Origin of the sequence: Ruegeria sp. YS9, assembly GCF_024628725.1 — a bacterium.
Lineage (GTDB): Bacteria > Pseudomonadota > Alphaproteobacteria > Rhodobacterales > Rhodobacteraceae > Ruegeria > Ruegeria atlantica_C.
The window spans coordinates 1,323,664-1,347,865 of sequence record NZ_CP102409.1 but is presented as its reverse complement, the minus strand read 5'-3'; the positions used below and the strand labels follow the sequence as shown (position 1 = coordinate 1,347,865).

Below are 24,202 nucleotides of genomic sequence, written 5' to 3'. Positions count from 1 at the left end.
GACATATCCACCGAAATTAGTGCGACATGCATATGCAATGCGCAAATTCAGGGTCAGAACACCCGCTGCATCGCCCGAGACAGAAAAAACCCGTGGCCGTCCCGGTTGCGACATTCCAGACCTTTCGTGGAAGAGGCGCAGGTGAATCCTCCGAACCGACCGGTGACACCGTATTCCGCACGGTCAAATCCGTCCCGGTTCCGGTTCAGCGGCTGGCACAGCATTTCCACTGGGCCGGTATCGAACATCAGGAAATCATGCCCCCAGTCAGTTCGACAATTCGCGGGGCGCGGCATCGCAGGCGGGCCGTATTTTTCAATAATCGTGCACTGGATGTCCGATGAATCCGCGCTTTCTCCCACTGAACACTGAATGTTTTCGGATGGGGTTTCAAAAGTCCAGACGTCTGAAATTGCAGGGGTGGCGCAAAAAACAACTGCGCCGAGGAAAAGGCGGAACATCAACAATTCTCCGAGCCACAAACAAAAACAACTTTGAACAAAGTTGTTTCAGAATACCGGAAAACCACGCAAATGTCACCCGAATGGGCAGGTTACAGGGGCTCGATATCGCCCTGCGCGCGTTGCGCATGGAACGCGGCCTGCCACGCATCAAAGGTGCCCTCAGCGATCGCGTCCCGCATCCCCTGCATGATTTCCTGAAAGTAATGAAGGTTGTGCCAGGTCAGCAACATACCCGAGATCATCTCGTTGGCGCGGAACACATGGTGCAGATAGGCGCGTGAGTAATTCGCGCAGGCCGGGCACGAACAGTTTTCATCCAGCGGGCGCGGATCGTCCGCATGGCGCGCGTTCTTGATGTTCACCACGCCATAGCGGGTGAACACCTGACCTGTACGACCCGAGCGGGAGGGCAAGACGCAATCCATCATGTCGATCCCGCGCGCCACTGCTCCGACTATATCATCCGGCTTGCCAACGCCCATCAGGTAACGCGGCTTGTCCATGGGCAGGAAATCAGGCGCATAATCGAGACAGTCGAACATGGCCTCCTGCCCCTCGCCCACCGCCAGACCGCCAACGGCGTAGCCTTCAAAACCGATGCTCTTCAACGCCTCGGCGCTTTCTTCCCGCAGGTCCTGCTCAAGACCACCCTGCATGATACCGAACAGAGCATGCCCCGGGCGATCCCCGAATGCGTCACGGGACCGCTCGGCCCAACGCATCGACAAACGCATGGATTCGGCGATCCGGTCGCGATTTGCAGGCAATGCAGGGCATTCGTCGAAGCACATCACGATATCGGAGCCAAGAAGGCGTTGAATCTCCATTGACCGTTCCGGCGTTAGCTCGTGTTTCGACCCATCGATATGGGATTTGAAGGTCACACCCTTTTCGGTCAGCTTGCGCAAACCGGCCAATGACATGACCTGAAACCCCCCCGAGTCCGTCAGAATGGGACGGTCCCAGTTCATGAATTTGTGCAACCCGCCCAGACGATCAATGCGTTCGGCCGTGGGACGCAGCATAAGATGATAGGTGTTGCCCAGCAGAATATCGGCCCCTGTGGCCCGAACGCTTTCGGGCATCATCGCCTTGACCGTCGCCGCAGTGCCAACTGGCATGAAGGCAGGTGTACGCACTTCGCCACGCGGAGTGCTTATAACACCGGTACGGGCCTTGCCGTCTGTGGACTTGAGCTTGAAAGAGAATTGCTGGGTCATGTCATCGCCTCGGATCGCCGAACCGGGCAGGATTTGCCCGATCCGATCGGTCTTTGCAACCCGTCAGGGCAAGGACGCAACACGTTCGGTAAACAGACGCACGACCCCTGCCCCATCCACATCGCGACACACACGAACCACAGGACGATCCGGGTCAGGTTGCGTCGCACCTATCCGGTCGCCTTCCGTCACGACACGCAGCCCGGTTTCGACCATGTCGAACATGGCCCCGTGCGAACAGGCGATCACGGCGGTTGAATCATGCAGCCCGCACCCTTCCAATCCGCCGATTTCTTTATAGAATTTCAGGTAAAAACGAGAGATATCGCGCAGAAAAGACCCCATGCCGGGCGATTTTTGCGCCAAGGCTTCGAAATCTGCGGTCTCGTAGAGTGTTTTCAGGGTAACGTCCAAACCAACCAGCACGGTCTCGGGCGGAGAGGAAAAGACCTCATCCGCGGCAACCGCATCGTGATAGATGTTGGCTTCTGCATGGTCGGTAACGTTGCCCTTGCAGTAGACGGCACCGCCCATGATCACCAACCGGCCAAGATTACCGGCAAATTCCGGGTCCAATCGCATGGCGTTGGCAATGTTGGTCAGTGGTCCGACCGCACACACGACCAATTCATTTTTGTGCATCCGGGCCATCTCGGCCAGGAACTCTGCGGCAGGAAGATCATGGTTCCGTCCGATCTGGGGAATTTCGATCAGATCGCCAAACCCTTCAGGGCCGTGGACATGGTCCGAGGGGACGTGCATGTCAGCCCCCAGCGGGAAAGGCGCACCTTCTGCCACAGGAAGGTCCAGGCCCAGCTTGTCCAGCAGGAAACGGGCATTGCGGCTGGATTGTTGAACATGCGTATTGCCGAACACCGTGGTCAGGCCGATCAGGTCAAATTCAGACGCAGCGGCGGCATAGGCGATCGCCATGGCATCGTCGATGCCGGGATCCGTATCGATAATCAATTTCATCCCCGCCCGATACCGCAAACAAGCCGGGATGCAAAGCAGTCACAGCAGTTCAGCTCAATGCTGAATTCCCATAGTGAGGCGTTTGCATCTGGCGGTTTTCCCTCCATACCAGAGTTGAAAACCCGCGACTCAATTCCCATATGTATACCATAGTACACAATAAAAAGAGGACAGAATGACCGAAGATCAGATCATCGGACTGCTTTCGTCAAACATCATTTACCTGCTGGCCGCCGTGCTGGTGGTCATCGTTATTTTCAAGGGCATCAAGATCGTTCCGCAATCCGAAAAATATGTGGTTGAACGGTTTGGAAGACTGCATTCGGTGCTTGGCCCCGGCATCAATTTCATTGTTCCGTTTCTGGACGTCGCCCGCCACAAGATCTCGATCCTTGAACGCCAGTTACCGAACGCGACGCAAGACGCGATCACCAAGGACAACGTTCTGGTGCAGATCGACACCTCAGTCTTTTACCGTATTCTCGAGCCGGAAAAGACAGTCTATCGAATCCGCGATGTTGATGGTGCGATTGCAACCACCGTTGCTGGCATTGTCCGGGCCGAGATTGGCAAGATGGATCTCGACGAAGTACAATCGAACCGATCGCAACTGATTTCACGCATTCAGGAAAGCGTTGAAACCGCAGTGGATGATTGGGGAATCGAAGTGACCCGTGCCGAGATTCTGGATGTGAATCTGGATCAGGCCACCCGCGATGCCATGCTGCAACAGCTGAACGCAGAACGCGCCCGCCGCGCGCAGGTGACCGAGGCCGAAGGTCTGAAACGCTCGGTCGAGCTACAGGCCGATGCCGAGTTGTATGCCGCCGAGCAAACAGCCAAGGCCCGCCGCATTCAGGCCGAGGCCGAAGCTTATGCGACCGGCGTTGTTGCCAAGGCAATTCAGGACAATGGCATAGAAGCGGCACAGTATCAGGTTGCGCTGAAGCAGGTTGAGGCCCTTAATGCACTGGGCAACGGTTCCGGCAAGCAGACCATAGTTGTGCCTGCCAATGCACTCGAAGCCTTTGGTGACGCGTTCAAAATGCTCAAAGGAGGTAGATGATGGCTGATCCCTTTTGGCTGACCTGGTGGATCTGGCTGGCGGCCGCGCTGGCTCTGGGGATCCTGGAAATCGTTCTGCCCGGGTTCATCTTTCTGGGCTTTGCGATCGGGGCCGCGATTACCGGTCTAATCCTGGTCATCCCCGGCATGACAGTATCGTTGCATGTTCTCGCGCTGATCTTCGCAGTTCTTTCGTTGATCGCATGGCTTGTCCTGCGCAGGCTGTTTGCCTTGCCGCATGGTCAGGTCAAAACCTTCACGCATGACATCAACGACTAAGACACAGTGACGCTCACCCGAGCGTCACTCCCCCACTGGACGCTGTTGCAGGTATTCCCTATATAATCACTCAGGCAACTGACCCGAGGCAAAGATGACCCACCCGAGCGAACAGTTTGAAGGCACCCCGCTGATTGCGCCGTCAACGATTGAACACCCGCTTTACGAGGCTGTCGTCGAAGCGTGCCGCACGGTTTACGATCCGGAAATTCCGGTCAACATCTATGACCTGGGCCTGATCTATACGATCGACATTTCTCCGGACAACGCAGTGAAGGTCATCATGACCCTGACAGCACCCGGATGTCCGGTCGCGGGCGACATGCCCGGCTGGATTGTCGAGGCCATTGAGCCTGTTGCGGGCGTCAAGGAAGTTGATGTCGAACTGACCTGGGAACCGCCCTGGGGCATGGAGATGATGTCAGATGAGGCGCGCCTGGAATTGGGCTTTATGTAGCCATCCGGCACAGGCCCCAGCCAACTGTCACGAAACTTTGGCATTTTCGTCACCTTATCATGCAGTCCCTGTCACATTCCTGACGGATAACATCTGACGGTGGCATTCGCGTTTGCTGTGCCATCGGCTGGGTATGCCATGACCGCCCCCCGCGTCCCAGCTCAAGAACATGGGCCGTTCTTGCCCGAGAACGGTCCTTTTTTCATTTGCCGTTCCGACAACGGCGATCAATTCAGTTTGCAGGTTTCCTTGATCTCTGCCGCTCTGGCGTCCAGTTGCTTGATGTAGTCACCTGACAGCATTTGCAGCCTTTTTTGCTCGGTCCCCGTGACCAGCCCCAACAGAGCACCGGCAGGAGTTATGGCAGCAATGCTTTCCAATTGTTTGTCTTCCGCATGTTTCTTTTCCGATGCAATCGCACGCAGATCCCCTTCCGCCGTTGCACAATTCACCGGATGCCGTTCTGATCCCGTGGCTGCCCAAGCTTCGTCGGACATCGCACAGGCGGTCACGGAAACCAGTGCCATCATGAGCGTTGATGCCTTAATATCGACAGTTAACTTATTCATTTTATTTCTCTTTCTTTCTGCACGAGCGTCCAAATGAAGGGTCATCAATCCATTGGGCCAATGCTACTCCTGCATCGTGCGTCAAAGCAAGTTTGCGGATCGGCTGCGCGGACACACCAGAGCTTTACAGCGAATTCGGATTCTTTGCGCTTCCTTGCCTTGAGCATAAGAGCCTTGGACCCTAGATTGGGTGTAACGCGCGACAACGGAGACTTACATGTTCGGCATCCCCGGCAAACAGGCTGTGACTATGACGCCCAAAGCCGCAGAGCAGATTACCCGCCTGATGAAATCAGGCGGTCACGCTGGTTTGCGCATCGGCGTCAAAAAAGGCGGCTGTGCAGGCATGGAATACACCATGGAATATGTCGATCAGGCAGATCCTCATGATGAAGTCGTCGAACAGGATGGCGCGCGCATCATGATTGCGCCCATGGCCCAGATGTTCCTGTTCGGAACCGAGATCGATTACGAAGTGTCGTTGTTGGAAGCCGGCTTCAAATTCAAGAACCCGAACGTCGTCGATGCCTGCGGCTGCGGAGAATCGATCAAGTTCGATGAAAACATCGCCCAACAAGGCTAAGCCCGCCTCATTACCTTTCAATTGAACGTCGCATGCGGACCGATCTTCGATTTTTCCGCCCGGGATCAACCTGCGAGCAGAATTGTAAGATGGTCCTGACAATGCTATCCGCATCCCAAAATCATCGGATGATCAGGGAGATACCGAAATGCGGCAGAAACTGGCGGCTGGGAACTGGAAAATGAATGGGACCGGCGCTGAGCTGACCGAGTTGAAGGCACTGTCTCAGATCCACCCGACAGCATCTGTGGATATCCTGATTTGCCCGCCGGCCACATTGCTCAGCCGCGCATCAATTGCCGTTCAGGGCACTGCCATCTCTGTCGGCGGTCAGGACTGTCATGCCGAAAAATCAGGCGCGCATACCGGAGATATCAGTGCGGATATGCTGGTGGATGCCGGTGCAACATCGGTCATCCTGGGCCATTCCGAACGCCGTGTGGACCACGGAGAACATGACGAGGATGTGCGGGCCAAGGCGCGCGCAGCGATGGATGCGGGGCTGAAAGCGATCATCTGCGTCGGCGAAAGCCTTGAGCAGCGCGAAGCGGCCAATACGCTCGACATCATCGGCGGCCAGATGTCCGGGTCGATCCCGGATCAGTCGACCGGCGAGAACCTGATCGTCGCGTATGAACCGATCTGGGCAATTGGCACCGGCAAAGTTCCCACCCTGGAAGAAATCGGGGAAGTTCACGACTTCATGCGCGCCCGACTGGAGCGCCGCTTTGGCGAAGGTGTGGGCCGTTCCGTCCGCCTGCTTTATGGTGGTTCGGTGAAACCCGGCAATGCGGCCGAAATTTTCGGCGTGTCGAACGTGGACGGTGCGCTGGTCGGCGGGGCCAGTCTGAAGGCCCGTGATTTCTCGGGCATCATCTCGGCGCTCGAACAGGCCTGACCCATCTACTGCCACTTGAATGCGGCCTGGCCGCACGATCACCCGAAACCTGGGACCGGAAACAATGAAAGTCTGTGTCATCTGCATGAAATGGGGCGATGCCTATGGCCCCGAATACGTGAACCTGCTGTACAGGGCGGTTCAGGACAACCTGTCGCTTGAACATGATTTCATCTGTATTTCCGATGATTTCACGGGGCTCGAACCCGGCATCAAACAGCAGCCCTTTGCCTTTCCCCAGCTGGACCGCCCGCTGTGGGCGCATGGAAAATGGCCCAAGCTTCAGATGTTCGACCGCCGGATCGTCGGCCAATACGATGCGGCACTGTTCCTGGACCTCGACCTGCTGATCACCGGTGATCTCGATCCGCTGTTCCAGATTACGCTGGACAAGGGCGGGCTGTATCTTATGCCCAAGTTCCGGGGCTTCGTCTGGCGGATGATTCCGGCTGGCGTCTGGGACCTTGTGCCGTGGCTGATGAACAAGGTCACCCGTGGAAATTCATCCGTGGTGGCCTTTTTCCCGTCAGAGCAGTTCCACCTGTTCGACGCCTTTGACGGTGACATCCATTTGCCGAAATACGAAAACGACCAGGACTATATCTCGGCCCAGGCCTACAAACGCCGGTGTTTCCCCAAGAACTGGTGCACCGGCCTGATTCACCTGGTGCCGTACTGGCCGTTCGGCCTGATCTACAAGCCATACCGGAAACTGCCGCGACGTCCCAAGATCGTGATCTTCAACGGACGGCCCAATCCGCACGAACTTGTCAATGACAACATCGGATCCTGGGGCGCGCGCCGGCGGCGGGCGTACGGAGGCATCCGGTGGGTCAGGGACTATCTGGCGAAATACGGCCACCCGACCTGAGGGTTCCGAACCGCGCGCCGGTTCGGAACGGGTTTTTCCTGCTAGTTCGTTATGATCTCGGGGCCCATGAACGTGTTGGGCAGGAAGGTCGAAATCCATGGAATATACGTCACCATGATCAGGAAGACGAACAGCACGGCCAGGAACGGCAGCGCCGCCTTCACAACGCTCATCATCGGCATACCAGCAACGCCCGAAGTCACGAACAGGTTCAGACCAACCGGAGGCGTGATCATCCCGATCTCCATATTGACCACCATGATGATACCCAGATGGATCGGGTCGATGCCCAGCTCGATAGCGATCGGGAACACCAGGGGCGCCACGATGACCAGCAGGCCAGACGGTTCCATGAACTGACCGCCGATCAGCAGGATCACGTTCACCACGATCAGGAAAGCGACCGGGCCAAGACCCGCCGACAGCATCGCCTCGGCAATATGCTGCGGTACTTGCTCGTCGGTCAGAACATGCTTGAGGATCAGCGCGTTGGCGATGACAAACAGCAGGGTGACCGTCAGCTTGCCCGCCTCGAACAGCGTATGCTTGGTGTCCGGATGAAAGAACGCCGTGATCAGCGCATAGGGCTTTTTCAGCAGCGGCAGGTTCCGTGAGCCTTCTTCCGTACTCAGCGGGCCCATGTCCTTGTACACAAAGCTGGCAATGAAGAACGCATAGACCGCGGCGACTGCGGCGGCTTCGGTCGGCGTGAAGATGCCACCATAGATACCACCCAGAATGATGACGATCAGGAAAAGACCCCAACCGGCCTCACGGGCCGAGGCAAAGACCTCTCCCCAGCCTTTCCATTCGCCCTTGGGCAGGTTCTTGACCTTGGCCATGACATAGATGGTGATCATCAGCATCAAACCGGCCATCAGACCGGGAATAACACCTGCAAGGAACATGCGCCCAACCGAGACTTCAACAGCGGCGGCATATACGACCATGACGATGGACGGAGGGATCAGAATACCCAGCGTCCCCGCGTTGCAGATCACACCGGCGGCAAATTCCTTGGAATAGCCCACCTGACGCATCCCCGCGATGACGATCGAGCCAATGGCGACCACGGTCGCCGGAGACGACCCGGACAGGGCTGCGAACAGCATGCAGGCAAAGACACCGGCAATCGCCAGACCGCCTGGCAAATGCCCGACACAGGCTATTGAGAACCGGATGATCCGCCGCGCCACACCGCCGGTCGTCATGAAAGACGAGGCCAGAATGAAGAACGGGATCGCCAGCAGGGTAAAGTGCCCTTCAAAAGCCTCGAACAGAGTGCCCGCCACAGATGCGAGCGAACTATCAGAATAGATCAGCAGGAACAGGGTCGAGCTGAGGCCAAGCGCAACTGCAATCGGAACACCGATCAGCAACAGGCCAATGACCATCGAGAAAAGAAGTACGACGTCCATCAGTTGTGCTCTCCCTGCTGAGCGCGGACTTCTTCGATCTCGTCCTCGACTTCGTGGCTGGCAACAAGGCGGTCTGTTTCACCACGCCAGATCTGAACGGCAACCTGGGCGAACCGGATCACCAGCAGCAACATCGACACCGGAAGCACCAGGTATGGCACAACCTTGGGCAGCTTCTCGTACCCTTCGCCATAGTTGATCAGGTCTTCCAGAAACCGCAGCGGAGCGACCATTGGGATATCGTCCACTTCGTAGAAACTCTGGCTGCGGGCGTCGAAATTGAACCCCGTCGGGAACCAGCGTCCGGATGTCGGCGGCAGATCCGCGAAGACGGCCCAGTAATCGTAGGCGCCTTTCAGCAACAGCAGCGAAAACACCAGACAGCACCCCACAGCGATAAGCGCTAGGATGCGACGCGGCGCTGGGGCCAGCATGTTCAGGATCGCATCAACACCCAGATGAGAATGTTTCTTGACCGCGTAAGAGGCGCCAAGCAGCACCAGCCAGCCAAAAGTGAACACCGTCAGTTCAAGCGCCCACAGGATATTGGAATTGAAAACAAACCGCGCGATCACGTTGGCAAATGTCACGACCGTCATCAGGCCCAACAGACACGCGATCAGGGTTTCTTCGATATGGTCGACCAGCCCGCCTTGGCCGGAATTCGCACCAGACATCTTTCTGTCCCCGCATTTTTTGTGATGAGAGAGTGTTGGGCGGGCTTGTTCAGCCCGCCCGGCCAGCGCGTCGAATACTCCCCAGTCCCCGGACGCGCGGCCTTTAGCCAGATTCAGAAGCCGGCGTTGATGGCCTGAGCCGCGTCGATCTTGTCCTGACCCACGTCACCTGCGAACTGGTCCCAAACAGGCTTCATCGCATCAACCCAGGCCTGACGCTGTTCCGGGGTCAATTCGCGGATGACACCGCCTGCTTCAACGATCGAAGCTTTGGCTGCTTCGTTCACGGCAAAGGCCTCTTTGTTCCGTGTTTCCGTGACTTCAGCCAGAATGGTCTGGAACTGGTCACGTACGTCCGGATCCAGGCTGTCCAGCCAGTCGACAGAGGTTACGACCAGATAGTCGATGATGCCGTGGTTGGTCTCGGTGATGCCGTCCTGCACCTCGAAGAACTTCTTGCCATAGATGTTCGACCAGGTGTTTTCCTGACCATCCACAACCCCCTGTTGCAGCGCGCCGTAAACTTCCGAGAACGCCATTTTTTGCGGGCTGCCACCAATGGCCTCCATCTGTGCCACCAGAACGTCCGAAGACTGCACGCGGAACTTCAGACCGTTTGCATCCGACGGATCGACCAGCGGCTTGTTGGCCGACATTTGCTTCATGCCGTTGTGCCAGAAGGCCAGACCCTGAAGGCCACGGCGCTGCATGCTGTCCTTCATCGCCTGACCATCAGCCGAAGCCTGGAATGCATCCACTGCATCGATGTTCTTGAACATGAACGGCAGGTCAAACAGGCGGAACTGCTTGGTGAACTTCTCGAACTTCGACAGTGACGGCGCGGCCAGCTGAACGTCGCCCTGCAACATCGCTTCCAGCACCTTGTCGTCGTTGTACAGGGTCGAGTTCGGATAGACCTCCATGCACATCACGCCGTTCATCTCATCATTGACGCGCTGTTCCAGCAGCGATGCGGCGATGCCCTTGGGGTGTTTGTCAGTGTTGGTCACATGCGCGAACTTGACGACGATTTCACCATCGTCACAGGCTGCCATGCCTGCGGTGGCTGTGACTGTCAGCGCCAGAGCGGTTGCGGCCGTTGTCAGGAATTTCATCTGTCTTTTCCTCCCAGACTTCCTTGAAACTGTCCTTCGACACCAATTCGGTGTCAGATGAAGCGAAGTGAAACGAATCGGCACGATCCACTCAACGATTTGTTTTTTGCCCCTCAATTTTCTATTAATATTATTTATTTCAAAATGTTATGAAGCGTTTTGCAATGTATACTCGATCCATTCGAAACCCCGAGTGCGAGATTCCGCACAGCAATCTTCCAGTTTGTGCGGAAATCCGCACACCCTGCGAATCAAAACACCCGAATCAACTGGTGCGAAACCGCAGCCCGCGACAGCGGGCTGCCCGGCCCAACAGCTTTAGACGCATGTTAATGCGGAAAAAGGTGGCGGGAGCCCGACCGTTACCGCCGGTAATCCTCGGCCCGAATCTGGTACCGTGCCAGCTTGTCGTAAAATGTCTTGCGCGGCAGTTTCAATGCCTTCGCCGCATCTGATGCCTTGCCGTTGTGACGACCCAGCGCCGCGATGAGCAGCGACCGCTCCACCCGCGCCATCTGTTCGCTGAGCCCCAGATCAGTTGCCTGCGCGACTTCTTCCGGCATTCCCAGCACGAAGCGCATCGCGGCTGACATCAGGGATCGCGCATTCCCCGGCCAGTCGCTGGCCATTAGCGACGCCAGATGCTCGGACGAGATTTCCGGCGCCACGATCCCCGCCTGTTCTGCGGCCTGTGCAACGTAATGGCGGAAGATCACCGGAATGTCGTCGGGGCGTTCTGCCAGCGATGGAATACGCACCCGCATGACATCCAGCCTGTAAAACAGGTCTGCATTGAACCGGCCTTCAGAACTCAGCGCTGAAAGATCAGCGGTCGTTCCCGCAATGATACGCCCGCCCGGCCCCTGCTCGATGATCTCCAACGCCGCAAATTGCGTGGCATGGGGCATGGCCGAGACTTCGTCCAGAAACAATGACCCACCTGCCGCATCCTCGCAGCTTTTGGCCAGGTCGTCGGGGCTGAGGCTGGAGGCCGTGCGTTTGACAAACGGGCCCTGCCCTGCTGGTGACATCAGATGCACGACCTCGGCGACCTTCGAGATGCCGCTGCCTGGCGGTCCCGTCACAAGAACTTCGGCACCTGTCGGAGCGACGGTCCGAACCCGCTCGCGCAGGGCCTCGGCCTGCGGCGACAGACCGAACAGCAAACGCGCGGCCGGGTCTCCTCGTTCCAGCTCGGATTTCGCCGCCCTTTGCTCCAATACTTGCGAACGGGATGCAAAGGCGCGTTCAAGCACCTCCAGAAGGTCGGAAGCGGCGCACGGCTTTTCCAGAAAATCGAACGCACCCTTTCCCATGGCATCGACGGCCATGGGAATATCGCCCTCACCCGTTAGAAGAACCACGGGAAGATCCGGATCGACCTCTCGGGCATATGACAAAAGATGGAATCCGTCCCGCCCCGGCATGCGGATATCCGAGATGATGACACCGGGAAAATCGCGACTGATGTGATCCTTGGCCGCCACAAAAGACCCCGCAGTCGTTGGCAGATAGTCCGCCAATTCCAGAGTCTGAGACAGGGCCTCGCGTACGGCTGCATCATCATCGACCAACAAAACCCTGCGCATCATGCGGCCTCTTCCTTGTCGCAAGGTTCCAGTTCGACGGTGAACATGGCCCCATCCGCCGTGTTCGCGCCCCGAATATCACCACCGAAACTTTGAACCAGCCCGTATGAAATCGAAAGCCCCAGCCCCAAACCTTCCGACGATCCAACGCTTTTCGTCGAATAGAAGGGCTCGAACATCCGATCGGGGTCTTCAATGCCGGGGCCTGTGTCCTGTAGGGAAACACTCAGCCGGGCACCTTTTCGCAGCGTTATCGTTATAATCCGTTTTGGTCGCCCCAGCATTGCATCCGCCGCATTGTTGATCAGATTCACGAATACCTGCACCAAACGTACTTCACCCCCCCAAACATACACAGCGCCATTCGGGGTGGTCCAGTTCAGGGTTACATCGTCGTCTCGCAGGCGGGCCTCTGTCAGTTCAACAGCGGTGTTGAGAACCTGTATCAGGTCAACACGCCCCATTGGTTCGCTTTCGTTGCGGGCAAAGGCGCGAAGGTTCTTGATGATCCGCGCCATCCGCGCCGCCATTTCCGAGATCCGGCCCAGATTCTCGGCGGCCATTTCAGGTTTTCCCCGCGTCATGAACGCTGAGCCGTTATCCGCAAATTGCCGTATGGCCATAAGCGGCTGGTTCAGTTCATGACTGATCCCCGCCGACATTTGTCCCAAAGCGCTGAGCTTCCCCGCCTGAACCAGGTCCGCCTGGGCCCGCCGCAGCGCCGCCTCGGCTTCTTCCCGTTCCGTCACTTCCTTGCGCAAGCTGGCATTTGCTACCGTCAGGTCATGGGTACGTTTGGCCACACGGCTTTCCAGAACGGCATTCGCTTCAGCCAGTGCCCGCCGCCGCTCCATGGCAAGAAAGAGCATTGCCCCGAAGGCCAGACAGATCGCCGCGACGGCCGCCGCCTGTAGCCTGGCAAGCTGAAGGGCCGGTGCCACATCCACCAGAACCTCGGCAGTCATGTCGATAACCGGCAAATCAAGGGTCAGATGCAGCGCATCTCGTGGCAGGTAACGCCCCCAGTTCAAATGCCACAACTCGTGCCTGCCGACCTGTTTTGAAGAAAAATCAACGGTCGCGCCATCTGGCGGCGTCAATCCCGCCTCACCGTCCGCCTGGCGCCAGAACAACAGGTCGGATCTGTTGGAAATGAAAACAACACCATCGGAATCGACAAAGAAAACCGCTTCGGTACTGCCGCGCCACGTCTGTTCAACGTCCTGAACATCAGCAACAACCATCAGCGCGCCTTCGATCTGGCCAGACGGGCCAAAAGCGGGGGCGGCGTAGGAATAGATCCGGTCATCGCCCGAAGGTACAACCTCATGCGCACTGCCTAGGGCGCCCTGCATCGCGCGGCGGAAAGCTGGGTGCCCGGCCATGTTGCGCTGGGACACCGGCTGCGCCGATACCAGCACCTGCCCGTTCGTATCCAGGTACATCATGTTTACGGCGGCAGTCTTGTCTGCAACGTCCAGCAGCATTTCCCGAGCCTGGCGTCTGTCGGCCTGGGTTTCCAGTTCATGCAAAACGGGATGTGTCGCCATCAGCACGGCAAGTTCCTGGTACACCTGCATCTGCGTGCTCAGCCGGTCAGCCGCCAGCTCAAGATCGGCCTCTGCCTTCTCGCTCAACTGAGACAGGGCCTGTCGATAGCCATAAGACCAGACAAACCCCGACAATAGCCCGACGGCGAGCAAAAAACCGGAAATGAACCAAACCCTGTGCATAGACAGGGTCTTGCATTCAACGCGCCGCATGGCAAGTGTGAGGCGCATGAAGTCTTTTTCGCAATCGCCGACAGACCCGGGTTTCGTCCAAAACCCCTACCCGTTCTACGACAAGACGCGACGCGCAGGCGATCTGTTCTATTGGCAGGACTACGATATGGTCGCCGCGGTTTCATACCGCGCGGTTCGCGCCCTGTTTCGGGACCGCAGATTTGGCCGCGAGGTACCGCCCGAACTGGCAGAGCAAGGTCCAGCCCACCTGGCGCCCTGGCTGGCCATCGAGGCCCATTCACTGCTTGAAGCAGAACCACCCAGGCACACACGCCTTCGGTCGTTGGTTATGCGCGCCTTCACGTCACGGGCGATTTCTGCGCTGCAACCGTCCATCGAAGACCTTTGCCACGACCTGATCAAAGGCTTCCCTCATAAGTCGTTCGATCTGTTGGAAGCCTATTGCACTCAGGTGCCCGTGATCACGATCTGCCGGCTTTTGGGCGTCCCTGAAGCGATGGCGCCCGACCTGTTACAGTGGTCACACGATATGGTTGCCATGTATCAGGCCAACCGCACGCAGGACACCGAAGACAGGGCCGCCAAATCATCACAGGAGTTCACCGAATTCCTGAAGGAATACATAGCGTTGCGGCGCAATGATCCACGGGACGATCTGATAACCCGGTTGATAAGCGCCGAAGAAGAAGGCCAGAAACTGTCACTGGACGAACTGGTTGCCACCTGCATCTTGCTGCTTAACGCAGGCCACGAGGCTACCGTGCATTCACTGGGGAACGGGGTGAAAACCCTGTTGCAGACTGGTGCCGGCCCCGACGTCCTGGCACCGGATGGACTCGACGCAACCATCGAAGAGATCCTGCGCTATGACCCGCCTCTGCACATGTTCACGCGTTACGCCTATGAGGACGTCGACCTGTTCGGCCATTCATTCAAACGCGGCGATCAAGTGGCATTGTTGCTTGGCGCGGCCAACCGCGACCCCGTTGTCTGGGCTGAACCGAACATGTTTCAGCCGCGCCGTCCGATTGAAGTCAACGCAAGCTTTGGGGGCGGAATTCATTTCTGTGTGGGGGCACCTCTGGCGCGTCTGGAAATGCGTATCGCTTTGCCGATCCTGTTCGAAAGCTGTCCAGACCTGCAACTGGTTGCACCACCGCATTATTCGGACAGCTATCACTTTCACGGGTTGAATCAGCTGTTGGTCAGAACTTGACCATTCCAACTCGCGCAGATTGCCGATGCCTCTGGCGCTTATGAATCCGGCCGGATGCCCCCCATCAACTCATCTGGCTCAAAACACCCCGAAGAACGCGCGCGGAACGGGTGGAGGCGGCAGAGCCTCGGTTTCTAAGCCCCCTTGGCCAACGCATTCAGCGGCAGCATCGTCGTGGATTTGATCTCTTCCATGGACAACAACGCCGTGACGTTATGCACGCGCACCTCCGAGATGAGCGACTGGTAGAACTGATCATAGGCACGTGCGTTCTTGACCCGGACCTTCAGAATATAGTCGATATCACCCGCCAACCGGTGCGCCTCTTGCACTTCGGGGTGATCCTTCAATGCTTTCAGGAATTTACGTTGCCAATCCGCCTCATGTTCCGAGGTGCGGATCAAAACAAAAAAGGTGGCTTCGAACCCAAGTGCCTCGGCATCCAGCAGAACCGTTTGCTGGCCGATGATTCCCGCCCCTTTGAGCTTGCGAATGCGATTCCAGACAGGCGTCTTTGAACTGCCGACCCGAGCCGCAATTTCGTCCAAAGATTGGCCTGCGTCCCGTTGCAGCTCGGCCAGAATTTTTCGATCCGTGTCGTCTATCCGCACCGACATTCCAATTTTCCTTCTGTTTCGATGCCCCTGTTCCGGTTTTCCCGAATTTCGGAACATTTGTCCTTATTTCAGCCGCGATATGGCGCTTTGATGGGAATATTTCCTATATTGAGGGTCAAGTCAAACAACACCCGAGACGATCCGATGCAGGATTTTCACACGACCAACCCCATAGGCCATGTCGACTTTGTCGGCGCTGGGCCCGGTGACCCCGAGTTGCTGACGCTCAAGGCGCTGACTGCGTTTGAGCAGGCGGATGTGGTGCTGCACGATCGCCTCATCAGCAAACCCGTGCTGGACATGGCCGCTCAAAAGGCCGTTTTGGTAGATGTCGGCAAGGCCGGGTTCGGCCCCTCGTGGAAGCAAAGTGATATCGACGCGCTTCTGGTTGAATACGCCCTGAATGGCAACCGCGTGGTGCGGCTGAAATCGGGTGATCCCACGGTCTTTGGTCGTCTGGACGAAGAAATCGAGGCCGTGGATGCGGCCGGTATACCCTGGCAGATCATTCCCGGCATCACGGCGGCCTCTGCCGCAGTGGCTGGCATCGGCCAAAGCCTGACCCGCCGCGGGCGCAACTCATCGGTGCGGTTTTTGACCGGGCACGACATGCGAGGATTCGCGGATCACGATTGGAACGCTTTGGCTCAGCCGGGTTCCGTTGCAGCGATCTACATGGGCAAGAAATCCGCTCGGTTCATTCAGGGCCGTCTGATCATGCACGGCGCCGATCGCGCCACGCCCATTACCCTGGTCGAGAATGCATCGCGCCCAGACCAACGGATTTTGGCCACCACCTTGGACCAGTTGCCCACCGATCTGGCCGCCGCCGAAATGGATGGACCGGCCCTGACTTTCTATGGCCTTGCCCCGCGCCAAGCGACGCAGGCTGTAACCGAATTCAACAAGGAGCTTGCCTGATGGCCCGCGCTTTTACCCCCAAAGTCGTCACTGCAAATGACTTGCTCGAAGGTGACGTGGTTTATCTGACCGAAGATGACCGCTGGTCCCGTGACCTGAGCGAAGCAGAACTGATCACCGACGAGGCACATGCGCAGGTTCGCCTGCTGGATGCCGCGCGTCAGGCAAACAAAATCGTGGGCGCCTATCTGGCCGATGCCGTTGCTGGCGAAAACGGCCCCGAGCCCACCCATTTCCGGGAAGACTTCCGCCGCACTGGTCCGTCCAACTATGCCCACGGCAAACAGGAAGCTTCCCCGCAGCCCCGGGCCTGACCTCTGGCCCTTCTCTCTCCCCTTCAAGGCCCCGGGTTCGGGGCTGCAACCAAGGACAGCTAGACATGTATCGCTACTCCGAGTTTGACAAAGATTTCCTGGCAGAGCGTAACGCGCAGTTCCGTGCTCAGGTCGAGCGCCGCATTGACGGCTCGCTGACCGAAGACGAATTCAAGCCGCTGCGCCTGATGAACGGCCTGTATCTGCAACTGCACGCATACATGCTGCGGGTGGCCATTCCCTACGGCACGCTGAACAGCGCCCAGATGCGCCAATTGGCCCTGCTGGCAGAAAAGTGGGACAAGGGCTATGGCCATTTCACCACCCGTCAGAACATCCAGTACAACTGGCCGAAACTGAAAGATGTGCCGGACATGCTGGACGCACTGGCCGAGGTCGGCATGCATGCCATCCAGACCTCGGGCAACACCATCCGCAACGTGACCGCCGACCATTTCGCCGGTGCCGCAGCGGATGAGGTCGCCGACCCGCGCCCCTATGCTGAGCTTCTGCGCCAGTGGTCGACCGACCACCCGGAATTCCAGTTCATGCCGCGCAAGTTCAAGATCGCGATTACCGGTTCGGAAAACGACCGCGCCGTGATCAAAGCGCATGACATCGGCCTGCAACTGGTCGAACGTGACGGCGTTCTGGGCGCGCGCGTCATCGTCGGTGGCGGCCTGGGCCGGACGCCCATGATCGGCAAGGAACTGTCCGAATTCGTCGCATTCGATGATCTGCTGGCCTATCTGGAAGCCACCGTCTCGGTCTGGAACCAGATCGGTCGCCGCGACAACAAGTACAAGGCGCGCATCAAGATCACCGTGCATGAACACGGCATCGACGCCATCCGCGCCAAGGTGAACGCGCGTTTCTTGCAGGTGCGCCCGCAGTTCAAGGGCGCCGACATGGCCCTGCTGGATGAGATCAAGGGCCATTTTGCGCCTCCGGCCTTCCGCGAAGGTTCGGTTGCGTCGTTTGAAAGCGCCTATACCAACGATCCGGTTTTCCGGTCGTGGGTCGATACCAACATCGCGCCGCACAAGCAGGCGGACCACTCGATCGTCACGATCTCGATCAAGAAGCACGGGGCAACGCCGGGTGATGCGACCGCCGAGCAGATGCGCGTGATGGCCGATCTGGCCGAAGAGTTCGCCTATGACGAGCTGCGTATCAGCCATGAGCAGAACGTGATCCTGCCGCATGTCCACAAATCGGACCTGCCTGCCATTCATGCGAAGCTGAAGGAACACGAACTGGCCACCGCCAATATCGGCCTGATCAGCGATATCATCGCCTGCCCCGGCATGGATTACTGCGCGCTGGCGACGGCCCGCTCGATCCCGGTTGCTCAGGAAATCGCGGCCCGCTTTGAGGATTTGAAGCTGGAGCATGACATCGGGCACCTGAAGATCAAGATCTCGGGCTGCATCAACGCCTGTGGCCACCACCATGTGGGCCATATCGGCATCCTGGGTCTGGATCGTGCAGGCGTCGAAAACTACCAGATCACCCTGGGTGGTGACGCCACCGAGACGGCCGCAATCGGCGACCGCACCGGTCCGGGCTTTGCCTATGATGAGATCGTGCCGGCCGTGGAACGCATCGTCGACACCTACCTGGATCTGCGCGAGAGTGCTGAAGAGACCTTTCTGATGACCTATCGCCGCGTCGGCATGGAGCCGTTCAAGGCCGCCCTCTACCCCGAGGCTCGGGCGAATGCCGCTTGACCTGATCCAAACGGAACTGGGCAAAGACCGCAGCGACCTGACTGAGAAGGTCAACGCATTGAATGCCCGGTTCCGTCACCACAGCGCCCATGACGTGATGCATGGCGCCCTTGAAGAGATCGACGAACTTGCTCTGGTCTCAAGCTTCGGTGCGGAATCGGTGGTGTTGCTGCATATGGCTGCGGTGGTCGACAAGATGACACCGGTGTTGTTCGTGGATACTCAACTGCTGTTTACCGAAACGCTGGAATACCAACAGGAAGTCAGCGAGCGTCTGGGGCTCAGGAACATCAAGATCATTCGGGCGGATGACGAAGAACTGCAACGCGAAGACCCCTATGGCGCGCTACGCCTGCGGGATACGGATGCGTGCTGCAACCTGCGCAAGACCTTTCCGTTGCAACAAGCCCTGACAGGCTATTGCGGTTGGATTACCGGCCGGAAACGGTTCCAGTCCGGCACGCGCGCCGCGCTCGAGTTCTTCGAGGTCGAAGATGGCACGGGCCGGATCAAGGTCAATCCGCTGGCCCATTGGGCGCCGGGCGATGTGCGCGCCTATATGGAAGAAAACAACCTGCCCCGGCATCCGCTGGTGGCCAAGGGATACCCATCGATCGGCTGTGCGCCCTGCACCTCGCCGGTCAAAGAAGGCGAAGACCCCCGCGCCGGACGCTGGCGCGATCAGAACAAGGAAGAATGCGGCATACATTTTGTCGATGGCAAGATGGTGCGCATCGGAGAGAAAACATGAACGTAATCGTAACGGATGAGGGCTTTTCGCCCGATGACTGGACCGACGGCTTTGTCACTCTGGACGATGCCGCAAATGACGTGGTTGCGCTGGACGTCAGCTCGGACACGGACCCGGATGAGCTTTTTGACCGTTTGGGCAGTGCCAGGTTGGTCCGGGTGGATTTTCCATCCTTTGCCGACGGTCGCGGCTTTACCATCGCCCGCACCCTGCGCCTGAAGGGCTATACGGGACGCTTGCGCGCCAAGGGTCATGTTCTGGCAGACCAATACGCCATGGCGCGTCGCAGCGGCTTTGACGAAGTTGAGATTGACGGAGACCTGGCAGACCGCCAGCCCGAAGATCAGTGGCTTTCCCGGGCCAACTGGAAAGAGAACAACTATCAGGCCCGTTTGCGCGGTTAAAAGCCGCACATCGCCGGCTTGTGACACAAAGGGGGCAATCTGTCCCCTTTTCCTGACCTGGATCAATGATTAAACGGAGATGTCGGTTTAGCAGACCGGCAGGTAAACGATGACAGAGATGAAGCCCGTGAGCGAAGCAACTGCCGTGAAGGCCCCCGTCCTGCCGGACGCGCAAACCGTAACCGAGGTCAAGCATTGGACCGACAGCCTGTTCTCTTTCAAGGTGACGCGCCCCGCCTCGCTGCGTTTTCGCTCGGGCGAGTTCGTGATGATTGGTCTGCTGGGCGACAATGGCAAGCCATTGCTGCGCGCCTATTCAATCGCCTCGCCTTCGTGGGACGATGAGCTGGAGTTCTATTCGATCAAGGTTCAGAACGGCCCGCTGACGTCGAAGCTCCAGCATATCAAGCCCGGTGACCAGATCATCCTGCGCCCCAAGCCGGTTGGCACATTGGTGCATGACGCCCTGCTGCCCGGCAAGCGTTTGTGGTTCTTTGCAACCGGCACCGGCTTTGCCCCGTTTGCTTCGCTGCTGCGTGAACCGCAAACATATGAAGATTATGACGAGGTCATCATCACCCACACCTGCCGCGAAGTGGCTGAACTGGAATATGGCCGCCAATTGATCGACAGCATCCGTCAGGATGAAATGCTGGCCGAACTGATTGGCGAAGGCTTCGCTGACAAGATCCGCTATTACCCGACGACCACGCGCGAAGAGAGCCCCAAGATGGGTCGGATCACCGACCTGCTGAAGGATGGTACCGTGTTCAGGGATCTGGGCATCGAAGGCGGAATCAAGCCCGAAACCGACCGCGCCATGGTCTGCGGTTCGCTGGCATTCAATCTGGACATCAAGGAAATCCTTGAGGGTTTCGGTCTGCGCGAAGGCGCGAATTCCGAACCCAAGGAGTTCGTGATTGAAAAAGCCTTTGTCGGCTAAAGGCAGGCTGCGTTCAGAGCTTTGTGGCCCCGAACGCAAAAAACACCGAACAAAACACTGTTTTTTCGCAACTACCGGTGTTTATGACGCTTGAAGTGCGGCTCGGCCCGGTTTAAATTCCGGGCTCGAAATTCTGCAATTATCAAAGGAATGAACCCATAGCCCGCAGACCTCACAACGCGCCGCCACAACGTGACACCGGCCCGCGCGTCAATGACAAGATCCGTGCCCCCGAAATCCGCCTGATTGGTGCCGAAGGTGAAAATGTCGGGGTGGTTCATCCCGCCAAAGCCATGCAGATGGCCGCCGATGCCGGTCTTGATCTGGTCGAAATTTCGCCCAATGCGAACCCACCGGTCTGCAAGATCATGGACTTCGGCAAATTCAAATATGAAACGCAGAAACGCGAAGCCGAAGCCCGCAAGAAGCAAAAGATCATCGAGGTGAAAGAGGTCAAGTTTCGACCCAACACCGACACGCATGACTATGACGTGAAGATGCGCAACGTCTTCAAGTTTCTGGAAAACGGCGACAAGGTGAAAGTCACCCTGCGTTTTCGTGGCCGCGAAATGGCACACCAGAACCTGGGCCGCGAATTGCTGGAGCGTGTCGCTGAGGACGTCAAAGAACTGGGTAAGATCGAAAACATGCCGAAAATGGAAGGCCGTCAGATGATCATGATGATCGGCCCCCTTCCGCAGAAATAACCCGGCCCAAATACCGAAACGAACAAAGCCCCTTCGCCTTTGAAGGGGCTTTTTTTAAGTCGCCTTCCTGCTTTTCAACCAACGGGCCACGTCCCGGAAATCGAACACCAGCGAGGTGATATCGACGATCAGAAGCACCCGGAGAAAGCCGGCAAAGGCTGGGCTCAGGGGGTCTTCGGAAAACAACAGAAGCGTCACGATGATGACCAGTGGCACCCAGCACAGAATGTGCGGCAAGGCCATCGCACCGCTCATCCCGCGGGCAGCCACCATGATCGGTACGTTCAGCGCCATGCCTGAAACTGCAAGCAATGCAATCAGGTACCCCTGTGGCTGATCCAGAAATGCCAACGGAAGCAGGTTTACCGGCACCAAAACAACGGCCACCCAGATCTGCACCCAGGAAGGGAGCGCTCGGAAACTGCGCCAGATATCCAGCACCATGGACGTCGCCTTTTCCAGATCCATTGCCCACGACACATAGCAAACGTGTCGCAGGCAAACAGGGTGCTCACGGTATTGTCAGAAAACGGCTGAAAAAGAGCGTTCCAGTTTGCTGACAAGTTCGCCTACCTGGTCCTCTTCTATGATGAAAGGCGGCGCGAGCAGGATATGGTCTCCGTTCCGGCCATCCCGGGTGCCCGCCATGGGATAACAGATCAACCCTTCGGCAAGTGCTGCCTTCTTTATCTTTCCGGCAATGCCCAGGGATGGATCAAACGGGTTCTTCGTCTCGCGATCGGCCACCAGTTCCACACCCCGGAACAGGCCACGGCCACGCAAATCGCCCACATTCGGGTGCTGTCCAAACGCGGCTTCCAGTGCGGATTGCAGTTTGCTGCCCATGCGTCCGGCGCGCGCCGGTAAATCACGCTCTGTCAGTTCACGGACCACCGCAAGAGCCGCAGCCGTGGCGACAGGATGGCCGATATAGGTGTGCCCATGTTGAAAAAACCCTGACCCATCCCGAATCGCACCGAAAATCTTATCGGTGCACTGCATCGCCCCGATCGGTTGATATCCTGCGCCCAACCCTTTGGCGATGCACAGAATATCCGGTGCAACACCGTCGTGATCACAGGCGAACAAATGACCGGTGCGCCCCATGCCACACATCACCTCATCCAGAATCAGCAGCACGCCGTATTGGTCGCAGATTTCCCGGATGCGTTTGAAATACCCCTCAACCGCCGGAACCGCGCCAAGCGTAGCGCCGACAACCGGCTCGGCCATGAAGGCCATAACCGTTTCAGGCCCAAGGCGCAGAATTTCCGCCTCCAGCTCGTTGGCGACGCGCTGACCATAGTCAAAGCTGCTCTCATCCCCGGGCTTTTCGGCATATTCATAGCAGGCCGAGATATGGGTCATTTCGATCAGCATCGGCGCGAATTGAGCCCGTCTCCAGGCATTTCCCCCGGCAGACAAGGCCCCCAGAGTGTTGCCATGGTAGCTTTGCTTGCGCGCGATCACGTGGCGGCGCTCGGGCTGCCCGATTTCCAGAAAATACTGGCGCGCCAATTTGATGGCCGCTTCGGTCGCCTCGGACCCGCCCGAGACGAAATACACCCGGTCCAGATCCCCCGGCGCGTGCTGGATCAGCAGATCCGCCAATGCCTCGGCCGGTTCCGAGGTCATGAACCCGGTATGGGCAAATGCGATCTGCTCCACCTGCTGTTGCACGGCCCGGATCACTGCCGGATTGGAATGCCCCAGACAGGACACGGCCGCATCGCCGCAATCCAGATATCGCTTGCCGTCGGCATCGATCAGGTAAGCGCCGTCGCCACCCGCCGCGACGGGAAGTTCAGATTTGGTGTGGCGTGGGAAAACATGGCTCATGTTCCGGTCCTTCCAAGTGTTTCAACCAAAGCCGCGACCGAGGCCGCGTTGTCAGCCCAGAGCGTGCCATCCGGTGCCGTCAGGCTGTTTTCGAATCCAACACGCAGATCGCCGCCGCGCCGTGCGGTTTCGACCAGACAGTCATGTTCCTGCGTCCCAAAAGCGCACACCATCCAATTGGCCGGGCTGGACGGAAACGCATCCAGATCCGTTGGCACGGATTGCTGATTTTGACTGTAGCGCCCCAACACAAGCAACCGGTCTGTCTGGTCCGTCTGGACGATACCTTTTGACTGCCAGTCTTCCAGCAGCTTCACATCTTCTGAATCGTAGAGAATATGCTGAACCCGCGTGCCCTGAGCCGCACATAGCGCATAGACCCGAGGCGCAAGATCAAGGGCCCGCGCGATTTCCCGGACTGAAATCGAGGCCCATTCAGGCCGGACCCGTTGCAGACATTCAAACTGTGACGATACGTCGAACACGCCTGCTGCCTCGGTGGTGATCTGCACATCCATGCCCGGCACCACCCTTTTCAGTTCCGCGATTGTTTCGCGATACAATCCGGCATCCAACGTGTGGTGTCCGTCGGCATCCCGTACATGCAGGTGTATGCCATTCGCACCAGCCTCGTGACAGCCCCGCGCCGTTGCGACGATCTGATCCGTCGTGACTGGCAAGCCCGGGTGATCCGCGCGGCCCCGCCGGGCCCCGTTCGGAGCAACCAGTATATATGGCTGCCCGGTGGTTTTCACTGTGCTCTCGGTCATTGCGCCCTCGTGTTCGTCTGTCCTCAGCTAATGATCTCAAGTTTCGTTTTCAATTTACCAATTGG

General features: G+C 57.9%; 27 protein-coding genes. 14 read left to right on the top strand and 13 right to left on the bottom strand.

The window, feature by feature from the left end; translation table 11 throughout:
* Positions 1-53 precede the first annotated feature (53 nt).
* From NOR97_RS06840 to NOR97_RS06830, 3 genes are all read right to left on the bottom strand, one after another.
* Positions 54-461 carry a DUF6636 domain-containing protein gene (locus NOR97_RS06840; RefSeq protein WP_257600648.1) on the bottom strand — a complete coding sequence of 136 codons (408 nt, stop codon included), beginning with the start codon at positions 459-461 and terminating at the stop codon, positions 54-56.
* Between the two features lie 92 nt (positions 462-553).
* On the bottom strand, positions 554-1,684 hold the full coding sequence (tgt, locus tag NOR97_RS06835; RefSeq protein ID WP_257600647.1) for a tRNA guanosine(34) transglycosylase Tgt: 1,131 nt from the start codon (positions 1,682-1,684) through the stop codon (positions 554-556).
* Between the two features lie 63 nt (positions 1,685-1,747).
* Positions 1,748-2,659 carry a nucleoside hydrolase gene (locus NOR97_RS06830; protein WP_257600646.1) on the bottom strand — a complete coding sequence of 304 codons (912 nt, stop codon included), beginning with the start codon at positions 2,657-2,659 and terminating at the stop codon, positions 1,748-1,750.
* 175 nt (positions 2,660-2,834) lie between these two features.
* Here NOR97_RS06830 and NOR97_RS06825 point away from each other — a divergent pair, with 175 nt between their 5' ends.
* The 3 genes from NOR97_RS06825 to NOR97_RS06815 all read left to right on the top strand — a co-directional run bounded on the left by NOR97_RS06825 (position 2,835) and on the right by NOR97_RS06815 (position 4,460).
* Positions 2,835-3,725, top strand: coding sequence for an SPFH domain-containing protein (locus NOR97_RS06825; RefSeq protein WP_170344508.1), 891 nt, complete (start codon positions 2,835-2,837; stop codon positions 3,723-3,725).
* Positions 3,725-4,003, top strand: a complete 279-nt coding sequence (locus NOR97_RS06820) for an NfeD family protein (RefSeq protein ID WP_170344509.1) — start codon at positions 3,725-3,727, stop codon at positions 4,001-4,003. The genes NOR97_RS06825 and NOR97_RS06820 overlap by 1 nt, the downstream gene beginning before the upstream one ends.
* Positions 4,004-4,097: 94 nt before the next feature.
* Entirely contained in the window at positions 4,098-4,460 is a 363-nt protein-coding gene (locus NOR97_RS06815; protein WP_152457849.1) for an SUF system Fe-S cluster assembly protein, read from the top strand.
* A gap of 227 nt (positions 4,461-4,687) precedes the next feature.
* On the opposite strand, the gene NOR97_RS06810 is transcribed toward NOR97_RS06815, so the two are convergent.
* Complete coding sequence (locus NOR97_RS06810; protein WP_257600645.1) at positions 4,688-5,074, bottom strand: hypothetical protein; 387 nt, start codon at positions 5,072-5,074, stop codon at positions 4,688-4,690.
* 172 nt (positions 5,075-5,246) lie between these two features.
* Between NOR97_RS06810 and NOR97_RS06805 the strand changes: the two genes are divergently transcribed.
* The 3 genes from NOR97_RS06805 to NOR97_RS06795 all read left to right on the top strand — a co-directional run bounded on the left by NOR97_RS06805 (position 5,247) and on the right by NOR97_RS06795 (position 7,381).
* Positions 5,247-5,612 carry an iron-sulfur cluster assembly accessory protein gene (locus tag NOR97_RS06805; protein WP_170344510.1) on the top strand — a complete coding sequence of 122 codons (366 nt, stop codon included), beginning with the start codon at positions 5,247-5,249 and terminating at the stop codon, positions 5,610-5,612.
* 148 nt (positions 5,613-5,760) lie between these two features.
* Positions 5,761-6,510: a triose-phosphate isomerase gene (gene tpiA, locus NOR97_RS06800; protein ID WP_257600644.1), complete on the top strand. Its 750-nt coding sequence runs from the start codon at positions 5,761-5,763 to the stop codon at positions 6,508-6,510.
* A 64-nt stretch (positions 6,511-6,574) separates the two neighbouring features.
* Complete coding sequence (locus NOR97_RS06795; protein ID WP_257600643.1) at positions 6,575-7,381, top strand: hypothetical protein; 807 nt, start codon at positions 6,575-6,577, stop codon at positions 7,379-7,381.
* A 41-nt stretch (positions 7,382-7,422) separates the two neighbouring features.
* On the opposite strand, the gene NOR97_RS06790 is transcribed toward NOR97_RS06795, so the two are convergent.
* From NOR97_RS06790 to NOR97_RS06770, 5 genes are all read right to left on the bottom strand, one after another.
* Positions 7,423-8,799, bottom strand: a complete 1,377-nt coding sequence (locus NOR97_RS06790) for a TRAP transporter large permease (RefSeq protein ID WP_170344513.1) — start codon at positions 8,797-8,799, stop codon at positions 7,423-7,425.
* A complete protein-coding gene (locus tag NOR97_RS06785) occupies positions 8,799-9,476 on the bottom strand; it encodes a TRAP transporter small permease (protein ID WP_152457843.1) in 678 nt (225 codons plus the stop codon). The genes NOR97_RS06790 and NOR97_RS06785 overlap by 1 nt, the downstream gene beginning before the upstream one ends.
* 113 nt (positions 9,477-9,589) lie before the next feature.
* Entirely contained in the window at positions 9,590-10,591 is a 1,002-nt protein-coding gene (locus tag NOR97_RS06780) for a DctP family TRAP transporter solute-binding subunit (protein WP_171116152.1), read from the bottom strand.
* Between the two features lie 362 nt (positions 10,592-10,953).
* Complete coding sequence (locus NOR97_RS06775; RefSeq protein ID WP_257600642.1) at positions 10,954-12,183, bottom strand: sigma-54 dependent transcriptional regulator; 1,230 nt, start codon at positions 12,181-12,183, stop codon at positions 10,954-10,956.
* A complete protein-coding gene (locus NOR97_RS06770) occupies positions 12,180-13,961 on the bottom strand; it encodes an ATP-binding protein (RefSeq protein ID WP_257600641.1) in 1,782 nt (593 codons plus the stop codon). Before NOR97_RS06770 ends, NOR97_RS06775 begins: the two co-directional genes overlap by 4 nt.
* Here NOR97_RS06770 and NOR97_RS06765 point away from each other — a divergent pair.
* Positions 13,960-15,141 carry a cytochrome P450 gene (locus tag NOR97_RS06765; protein ID WP_257600640.1) on the top strand — a complete coding sequence of 394 codons (1,182 nt, stop codon included), beginning with the start codon at positions 13,960-13,962 and terminating at the stop codon, positions 15,139-15,141. The two genes, NOR97_RS06770 and NOR97_RS06765, sit on opposite strands and share 2 nt — an antisense overlap.
* A 134-nt stretch (positions 15,142-15,275) precedes the next feature.
* Here NOR97_RS06765 and NOR97_RS06760 read toward each other — a convergent pair whose 3' ends face one another.
* Positions 15,276-15,758 carry an Lrp/AsnC family transcriptional regulator gene (locus NOR97_RS06760; RefSeq protein ID WP_170344518.1) on the bottom strand — a complete coding sequence of 161 codons (483 nt, stop codon included), beginning with the start codon at positions 15,756-15,758 and terminating at the stop codon, positions 15,276-15,278.
* A 90-nt stretch (positions 15,759-15,848) separates the two neighbouring features.
* Here NOR97_RS06760 and cobA point away from each other — a divergent pair, with 90 nt between their 5' ends.
* The 7 genes from cobA to infC all read left to right on the top strand — a co-directional run bounded on the left by cobA (position 15,849) and on the right by infC (position 21,528).
* Positions 15,849-16,679 carry a uroporphyrinogen-III C-methyltransferase gene (cobA, locus tag NOR97_RS06755; protein ID WP_306979653.1) on the top strand — a complete coding sequence of 277 codons (831 nt, stop codon included), beginning with the start codon at positions 15,849-15,851 and terminating at the stop codon, positions 16,677-16,679.
* The gene (locus tag NOR97_RS06750) at positions 16,679-16,993 is read left to right on the top strand and encodes a DUF2849 domain-containing protein (protein WP_170344520.1); all 315 of its coding nucleotides are present in this window, start codon (positions 16,679-16,681) and stop codon (positions 16,991-16,993) included. The genes cobA and NOR97_RS06750 overlap by 1 nt, the downstream gene beginning before the upstream one ends.
* A 65-nt stretch (positions 16,994-17,058) precedes the next feature.
* A complete protein-coding gene (locus NOR97_RS06745; RefSeq protein WP_257600639.1) occupies positions 17,059-18,723 on the top strand; it encodes a nitrite/sulfite reductase in 1,665 nt (554 codons plus the stop codon).
* Positions 18,713-19,474, top strand: coding sequence for a phosphoadenylyl-sulfate reductase (locus NOR97_RS06740; protein WP_257600638.1), 762 nt, complete (start codon positions 18,713-18,715; stop codon positions 19,472-19,474). Before NOR97_RS06745 ends, NOR97_RS06740 begins: the two co-directional genes overlap by 11 nt.
* Entirely contained in the window at positions 19,471-19,878 is a 408-nt protein-coding gene (locus tag NOR97_RS06735; protein WP_170344527.1) for a DUF934 domain-containing protein, read from the top strand. Before NOR97_RS06740 ends, NOR97_RS06735 begins: the two co-directional genes overlap by 4 nt.
* A gap of 109 nt (positions 19,879-19,987) precedes the next feature.
* Positions 19,988-20,821, top strand: coding sequence for a ferredoxin--NADP reductase (locus NOR97_RS06730; RefSeq protein WP_171639581.1), 834 nt, complete (start codon positions 19,988-19,990; stop codon positions 20,819-20,821).
* Between the two features lie 158 nt (positions 20,822-20,979).
* Complete coding sequence (infC, locus tag NOR97_RS06725) at positions 20,980-21,528, top strand: translation initiation factor IF-3 (RefSeq protein WP_170344745.1); 549 nt, start codon at positions 20,980-20,982, stop codon at positions 21,526-21,528.
* Positions 21,529-21,582: 54 nt separating this feature from the next.
* Here the strand turns inward: infC and NOR97_RS06720 are convergent, their stop codons facing one another.
* From NOR97_RS06720 to NOR97_RS06710, 3 genes are read right to left on the bottom strand one after another with little or no spacing between them, the layout of a single operon-like run.
* Positions 21,583-21,996 carry a hypothetical protein gene (locus NOR97_RS06720; RefSeq protein WP_257600635.1) on the bottom strand — a complete coding sequence of 138 codons (414 nt, stop codon included), beginning with the start codon at positions 21,994-21,996 and terminating at the stop codon, positions 21,583-21,585.
* 54 nt (positions 21,997-22,050) lie between these two features.
* Complete coding sequence (locus tag NOR97_RS06715) at positions 22,051-23,367, bottom strand: aspartate aminotransferase family protein (protein WP_257600634.1); 1,317 nt, start codon at positions 23,365-23,367, stop codon at positions 22,051-22,053.
* Positions 23,364-24,137: a 3-keto-5-aminohexanoate cleavage protein gene (locus NOR97_RS06710; protein WP_257600633.1), complete on the bottom strand. Its 774-nt coding sequence runs from the start codon at positions 24,135-24,137 to the stop codon at positions 23,364-23,366. Before NOR97_RS06710 ends, NOR97_RS06715 begins: the two co-directional genes overlap by 4 nt.
* Positions 24,138-24,202: the final 65 nt, after the last annotated feature.